The sequence below is a fragment of the Streptomyces olivochromogenes genome (genome assembly GCF_021538895.1).
GTDB classification, from domain to species: domain Bacteria; phylum Actinomycetota; class Actinomycetes; order Streptomycetales; family Streptomycetaceae; genus Streptomyces; species Streptomyces olivochromogenes_A.
On record NZ_JADDRL010000216.1, the window covers coordinates 1 to 7,483 of the forward strand.

General features: G+C 74.6%; 3 protein-coding genes and 1 pseudogene. All 4 read right to left on the reverse strand.

Features of this window, described 5'->3' with window-relative positions:
• Positions 1-1,476 (reverse strand): BACON domain-containing protein (locus IPZ69_RS45765; protein ID WP_235460850.1); only part of this gene is annotated, 1,476 nt, incomplete at its 3' end.
• A 136-nt stretch (positions 1,477-1,612) separates the two neighbouring features.
• Positions 1,613-5,257: an AAA family ATPase gene (locus tag IPZ69_RS45770; RefSeq protein WP_235460851.1), complete on the reverse strand. Its 3,645-nt coding sequence runs from the start codon at positions 5,255-5,257 to the stop codon at positions 1,613-1,615.
• Positions 5,254-6,630 carry a hypothetical protein gene (locus IPZ69_RS45775; protein ID WP_235460852.1) on the reverse strand — a complete coding sequence of 459 codons (1,377 nt, stop codon included), beginning with the start codon at positions 6,628-6,630 and terminating at the stop codon, positions 5,254-5,256. Before IPZ69_RS45775 ends, IPZ69_RS45770 begins: the two co-directional genes overlap by 4 nt.
• A pseudogene (locus tag IPZ69_RS45780) lies at positions 6,627-7,483 on the reverse strand (hypothetical protein); the annotation flags it as partial. The pseudogene IPZ69_RS45780 and the gene IPZ69_RS45775, both read right to left, overlap by 4 nt.

Here is a 7,483-nt window from a genome sequence, read left to right on the forward strand (position 1 = left end):
GACGACGGCGCCCGCCGGGGACACCGCGACCCGGGCGCTCCAGCGCCCGGCCGGCTCGCGCAGATGGTCGACGTACACCTTGATCGTCGACGTTTCGCCGGGCCGGAGGATGCCCGAGGACTGGCTGAGGTAGAGCCAGCCGGCCGTGGTGGACGCGGACCAGCGCACGGGCGAGGGGCCGGAGGCGGTGAGGGTGACGAGCGTGGTGTCGCCGCTGTTGCCGGCCGTCACCGCCAGCTGTCCCGCGCCCTTCTTCCCGGTGCCGGAGACGCTGATGACCTCGACGGATACGTCGGACGCGCCGCCCCTCCCGTCCTTTCCGGGGCGGGCGCCGGATCTGGAGCTGGCGTTCCCGGCGTTCTCGTAGCCGCCGGCCGGATCGCCGGCGAGGCTGCCGGGGTCGTGCGCCTCGCGCGCGGTGGCGGCGGGGCCGTCCGGGCCCTCCGCGGCGGGCGAACCGCGGTAGGCGGCCCACAGCGCCAGCACCGGCGCGGCGACGACGGTGGCGACGACGGTCGTGGTGACGACACGCGAGCGCAGCCGGTCCCGGCGGGCGGCGTGGTCCTTGGGGTCCATGGGGAAGCCACGCCGGTCGAAGCGGGGGGCCGCCGTTCCCCGCGCGCGCGGCTGGTGGGCCAGCGCGATGTGCAGGGCGGGGCGGGGCGCCTGGAGAACGGGCAGTTTCGCGGGCGTGACCGTGGCACCCGGCCACCGCCCCGGGACGGCGCGCTCGGCGGTGCGGCGGCAGCGCGGGCAGTCGTCGACGTGCCGGACCAGCTCACGCCGTACGGCACTGCTGAGCACGAGCTGGTTGTCCCCGGTGAGCAGGGCCACGCCGGGACAGCCGCCGGTCTCGACGACGGCGAGGGCGGCCCGCGTGCGCTCCACCTCGCAGGCGGCGGAGGCGAGGAGTTCGCGGGTGACGACGGGGTCCATGCCGAGGACGGCGGAGACCTCGTGGGCGGACAGATCGTGCCGGACCGCGAGTTCGAGCGCCTCGCGCTGCTCCGGGGTGGTTCCGGCGGCCTCCGGCCAGGCGAGCAGGGCGAGTTCGCGTCGCCGCTGCTCCTGGATCTCCTCCGGGGCGGGCGGGTCGGCGGCCTGCGGGGCCCGCTGCCCGTGGGCACCGTGGCGGCCCGCGGCGTGGGTGGCCTGACGTTTCTGCTTGGCCTCGGCCAGCTTGCGCAGGCACGCCCAGCGGGCCAGCGCGTACAGCCAGGCCCGCCGGTCGGCGGCCTCGGGGAGGCGCTGCCCGCGCCGCTCGGCGAGCGCAAGGACGTCCCCGAGCGCGGCGGTGGCCGCGTCGTGGTCGCACAGCACCGAGAGGCAGTAGGTGAACAGGCCGTCCAGATACGGCTCGTAGCGCGCCGACGGCCGCTGCGCCAGCGTGCGCGCCGCAGCGCGGTCGCGCGCCTCCCGGTGCGCCCGGTGTGCGCCGGTGGTGCGGGTCGAGGTTTGCGGACTGCTGCTCGTCACCCGTGCGACCGTAGGCGGCACGGCATGGGTCCTTCTTCCACCTTGAGCCCTTTTAATCCGTACGGGTGAAACGATCCCTCATAAGGGGACAGGAAGGGCTGATTCCGCGGCTGGTTGCTGACGGGCGGTGGCTGGTTCAGGGGTGATCGAGAGGGACTTCGGGGTCTTCGGGGGCGTCGAAGAGGAGGGAGAGGGGGGAGAGGGGGGAGAGGGTGCTGCCGGGGTCCTGCGTGCGCAGGTGCCAGAGTTCGTCGGGCAGCTCGTCCAGCATGCTCACCCCGGAGACCAGCGCCCGCACCTGGCGGTACAGCTCCTCGCACCGGGGGCCGCACCGCGCCGGGTGGCTCTCCGTCGACCACAGGACGACGCCGTGGCCCTGGCCCAGCAACCGGGACATGATGGCCCGGCCCGGGCCGGTGCCCACCGGACCGCAGACGAAGGGGATCGCGTCCGCCGGGACGGGCGGTGCGGTCTCCTTGCGGGTGAGCGGGATGTGCCAGGCGGTGAATCGGCCGCTCGCGCGCAGCTCGTTCCAGCGCCTGGTCCAGCGGGGGTCCGAGCGATCCCGCCCTGTCTGCCGGATCGTCACCGGGCGCTGTTCGCCGATGGACACCTCCCCCGCGGGGCCGGCCGCCCAGAGGTGCGGCGTCACGTCGAACTGCCGCGGGGGCAGAAAGACTTCGAGCGGTGCGGAGGCGAACGGGAAGCCGGTGGACTCGGACACGGTCCACAACTCCCCCGGCACGCTCCTGCCCAGCGACTCCGGCCCGCTCCCCGCGCCCTGCACCCGCACGGTGCGCTCGCCCGTGGCCATCACGGTGAGAAGCGTCCAGCGGAAGGAGGCCGAGCGGAAGCGCAGGGCCTCCACGACCAGTTGGATCCGGCCTTCGGGCTCGGTCGCGCGTCGCCCGGCGAGCCTCGCCCGCTCCTGGGCCGACTCGGCGGCCTCCGACTCTCCGCTGCCGGCGAACGCGCGCTCCGCCTTTCTCCAGGACGTTTCCGCGTCGGTGAGCCACCCGAGGTGCTCCGCGGCCCGCGCCCGGACCTGCCAGGCCCGCGCCACCCCGTACAGGTCGCCCAGCTCCGCGAAGTCCCGGACGATCTCCTCCGCCATCCCGGCGGCCGACTCCGCGTTGCCCGTCCGGCTCAGTGCCTCGGCCCGGCTCAGCGCGGCCCGGGCCACCCCCAGCATGTCTCCGCGGGACTGGAAAAGATCCGCCGCGCGGACCAGGCAGCGCAGCCCCTCCTCCCGGTCACCGAGCCGCAGGTGCGCATTGCCCAGATGCATCACCGCCTCGGCCTGCGCCCGCCGGTCGGAGTGCCGCAACATCTCGTCGCAGGCGATGGTGTGCTGCTCCCGGGCCCTGTCCCAGTCGTCCATCGCCGCGTACACCAGCCCCAGGTCGTCGTGCGCCTTGGCCTGGCCCCAGACGTCGTTGAGTTCCAGGTACAGAGCCTGCGCGCGCAGGCAGGAGTCGGCCGCCTTGTCGAGCCGGACCAGGCCGCGCTCCGCGATGCCGCTGAGGCGCCACAGGTGTGCCGTCTGCGTCTGCCGGGTCTCCCGGGCCAGCGCCGTCCCGCACAGGTGCAGGCACACGTCGAAGTCGCGACGCCAGTTGAGGTAGGCGCCGAAGTACAGGAGCAGGTCGGTGGCCTTCCGGCCGTTCGGGTCGCCGGCCGCCCCCAGGGCCAGCGCGCTCAGGGTCTCGCGCTCACCGTCCAGCCAGCGCACCGCCGTGGTCGGCAGTCCGCTCGGTTCGGTGTACTCCTCCCAGCCGCCCAGCCCGAGACCCTGAACGGCTTCCCGCGTGCGGTCGGCACAGAAGTCCAGCAGGAGCTGCCGTGCCTGTTCCCTCCAGTCCCGGAAGGCCCCGTCCCGCCCCGGGATCTGGTGGAGGTACGCCCGCACCAGCGGCGGCAGCTGCCGACGCGGGGTGGTCCCGACCGGCTCGACGAGGTACGTGTCCCCGAGAGCGTCGAGGGTCTCCGTCAGCCGGACCACGCCGAAGGCCTTCAGCAGTTCGGGGCCGGCGTCCGGGCCGGGGACCAGCGCCAGGAGTTGGAGCGCCTGCTGCTCCTCGGCGGTCAGGCGGCGGTATTCGGCGTCGTAGGTGTCCCTGAGCGCGTCGAGGACGCAGAAGATCCCGCCCTCCCGCTCGACGGTGCCGAGGAGGTACGACAGCGGCAGGTCGGACCGCGCGGCCAGCCGCAGGGCCAGCGGCACTCTTCCGCACAGCTCGCCCAGCCGACCCGCCGCCTCGTGGTCGGAACCGTCGGGGTCCAGCAGTTCCAGCGCGTCCGCCGACTGGAGCGGCCCCAGCGTCAGCCTGCCCGTGGCCGGGCGGGCGACCGAGCCGCGCCGTGCGGTGATCAGCACATGGAAGCGGTCGCTCATGGGCGCGATCCACGGGGCCGCGTCGTACGGCTCCATCCCGTCGTGCACGACGAGCACATGCCCGTGGCGGTCCGGCAGCCTCGCCCTGACCCGCTCCACCGCCGCGTGGGCGTCCGTCCCGGCAGGGATGAAGTACACGCCTCCCGGGTACCACCCGCGCGCCGTCGCGGCGTGCGCCGCCGCCAGCGCGAGCGCCGTCTTGCCGATCCCGGGCATGCCGCTCACCACCGTGACATGGGGCTGTGCCCGCTCCCCGGCAGCCGGGTCCAGCAGCCCCACCAGCCGTTCGAGTTCCTCGTCCCGCCCGACCAGCCGCTCGGGCGCCGACGGCAACGCCAGCGGATCGACGGCGGGTTCGAGGGCGCCGAGCACCGCCACCACCGCCTCCACCGCGCGGTCCACCGCCGCCTCCCCGACGGCACAGACGGTGAGGTGCTCGATGCCCGGCACGGTGTACACGGCTTGGAGAAAGGCGACGTCGGCCCCGCTCACGACCGCCGCGCCGCCGCTGGGGTAACTGCTCACCGTGTCGTAGTGCGCGCTGTTCCCCAGAACGTCCTGGGCGACCGACTCCAGGCGGCGGGACGGCCCGGACTGCCGCGGGTGCACGTCCACTCCGTTCGCCACGACGATGTCACCGTGGTCCGTTCTGCCCGGCACCCCCCGCCCTTGCACGACCGACACCATGATGGGAACGCGGTGTTCGCGGCAGATCGCCGCCAGATCCTCCGCGCTGTTCCGCCAGCCGACGGTGTTCAGCACGAGGGCCACCTGCCACCGGGTACCGGAGAGCCGGCCGATCTCCGCCTGATAGGCCCCGTAGTCCTGCCGCCGCACCTCCCCCGTCAGCCGACGGCGGAACGACCAGAACTGCGGGCCGGTTCCCACCACGATCGGCACGGTGCCGACCGCTTCCCCCTCGTTCCCCTCGTCCTCGGTCACCGCCACCGGTGCCGCCGGCTCCGCCGCCGCCGTCGGCAGCGGCACCTCCACCTCCGGCAGCGGGGCGGGCACCTGCTCCCCCGCCCCCACGCGCACCCGCAACCGCTCGCTGCGGAAGGGCACCCCGCCCGCCGTGATGAGCGTCAGCCTGAGCGCGGTGTCGCTGACGGCCGCGGCGTCGACCGCGTACGTGACGAAGCGCGCCGGACCGTACGTCCCCCCGAACCGGTGCAGCACCAGGGTCGAGTCCCCGACCGACTCCACCGCGAGCCCCGGCTCGCCCTCCAGCATGCAGCCGACCGCGTACTCCTCCGTGTCGTACGGCCAGGCCCCGGACTCCGGGTCGGCGATCTCGATGTCGACGGTGACCAGGTACTTGCGGCCGGTCTCGACCTCCTCGGGCCAGCTGACCAGGGGCCTGAGGGGCACGGACGAGGGACTCACGTGCCGTCACCCCCTTCCCGGCCGGGTGCCTCCAGTGTGAGCGTGGTCCCGGGGTGACCGAAGTAGGCGTACATGAAGCTGGTGAAGAAGGCCTCCAGCGCCTCCTCGGCCCCGGCCTCGTCGCCGGCGGCGAGCGCGCGCTCGGCCCTGCGGGCGTAGTACGCGCGGTGCTTCATCAGTTCGTCGGCCAGATTGACCGGTCCGTGCTGCGCGCTTCTGACCAGCCGGGCGGCGAAGTCGTGGGCGTGCGCCTTGCTGACCTCCGCCACGGTGGCGATGACGGCGCTCGCACCCCATCTGAGGAAGACCTCGGCGAAGTTGCGCGGGACGGCGGCGTTGTAGCGCCGGTCGACCACCGGGCGGGCGGAGACACAGGAGTTGATGAGGACGGCGGCCCCGGTTTCCTGGAGGGCGTCCATCTCCCAGTCCTCGGAGAGTTCGGGGAGCGGGACGCCGCCGAGCCTGAACTCCTCAATGTCCTCGGAGTACTTGCCGTGGCAGCGCATGAGGAGCAGACCGAACGCGGTCGCCGGGTCGCCGAGGCGGGTGCGCAGGTCCGCCATCGTGGTGGACCGCTCCCCGACCTCGTGCTTGGCGACGCTGTCCACGGCCACGGCGAACTCCGGGTCCTCGTAGACCAGTACGCCGCCCCTGCAGTGCCGCGGGCGCGCGTCGTACCGCCACGCGCGGGCGCCGTCCCACACGGTGGTCCAGCGGATGACGGGCAGGGTGGCGCCGAGCCAGCCGCCGGCACCGGCGCCCGCGCCCGCACCCATTCCTCCGTCGCCGCCCCCGTTCCCGTCCCCGTTCCGGCGCGGGGGCCGGTGGAGGCCGGCCGACCGGCGGTGGAGGAGTTCCCACGGGATCTCGTGCGGTGTCTGGTCCCAGACGATCAGCCGGGGCGCGTCCCCCTGCTTCAGCCGGTCGACCCAGGCGGCCAGTACCGTCTCCGTCTGCCACCAGCCCTTAACGTGCCGGTAGGTGGAGCGCCAGCCCTTCCGCTCGGCCCGCTCGACGAGCCGGGGCAGGCCGAGGCCGGGCTGACGGCGGTGCGCGAGGTCGGTGGAGCGGTTCGCGGCGAAGACCCGGCCCCGGTGGTGGAAGTGCAGTTCGAAGCTGGGCTCGCCCGCGTACGTGGTGCCCTTGACGCACAACAGTGCGGTGTCGGGCGGGAGTTCGGCGGAGAGGCCGGCGTCCTCCGGGTCGAAGCCCTGCGCGGGGCTGGCCTCCTCGATGCCGTCGAGGTCGTACGCGGGCGTGCGCGGCGCGCCGACCGCCGCCGCGCCGGGCGGGTGGGCGTCCGTACCCGCGCCCGCCTGGGCGTGCGCGTCCGCGTGCAGCAGGCTCCGCAGGTTCATCGGCTCGGTGGTCATGCCGGCGCCCCCGGGACCCGCCCCGCCGCCACCACGAGGGTCGCGCCGAGCGCCTCCGCCAGTTCGACGGGCAGCTCGGGGTACTGGTCGAGGTCCGGTGCGATGACGACCGAGCGGACGCGGTGCAGCGTGGCGGCCGTGGCCGCGACCCGCAGCGCGTCGTCGACGCCCTCCCGGCGCACGCCGCTCGGCGGGGTCCCGCGCAGGCTGGCGTCCAGCGGCACATTGCCCCGGCCGTCGGTGACCACCACGAACAGGGCCTCGTCGACCACCGCACGGCCCTTGCGCAGGAAGCGGCGCAGTTCGTGGACGGCCAGGTCGAGGGCGTGGGCGAGCGGGCTGGCGGTGCCGGGTGCGCGGGCGAAGGTGTCGAGCAGGGCGGGGTCGAGCAGCGAGGGCATACGGACGCGTTCGGCGCACAGGTCGAGGTCCGCGTTCGCGTGGCCGAACTCCACGACGGTGACGGCGGCGTTGGACTCGTAGGCCCAGCGCAGATGCGGGGCGAGCGCGGCGGCCGGGTCCCAGTCGCGGCAGGAGTGGTCGAGGAGCAGGACCAGGGCGTGCGCGGCCTCCGGGCGGCGGCGGTACTGGCGCAGGTCGACGGGGCGCAGCGCGAGCGGCTCCGCGCGCAGCTCCGGGTGGAGCAGACGGGACTTCGCCGCCTCGACGAGGCTCGGGACGAGCGCGAGGTCGTGCACGTCGCGGGCGCGCATGGTGCCGGTCGGGCGGCCGTGCAGTCGCCGGGCGGCGCCGCGGCGGCGGCCCGGGGGGCGGAGCGAACCGAGCTGGGGGAGGGCGTCCGGGGAGTCCTCGGGATAGGGCGACCGCTCGGGCGCCGTGGTGCGCGGGCGAA

What these genes read in the sequence shown, in the direction of transcription:
- IPZ69_RS45775 (WP_235460852.1), bottom strand. Translation starts at nt 6,630, where the DNA reads ATGACCACCGAGCCGATGAACCTGCGGAGCCTGCTGCACGCGGACGCG.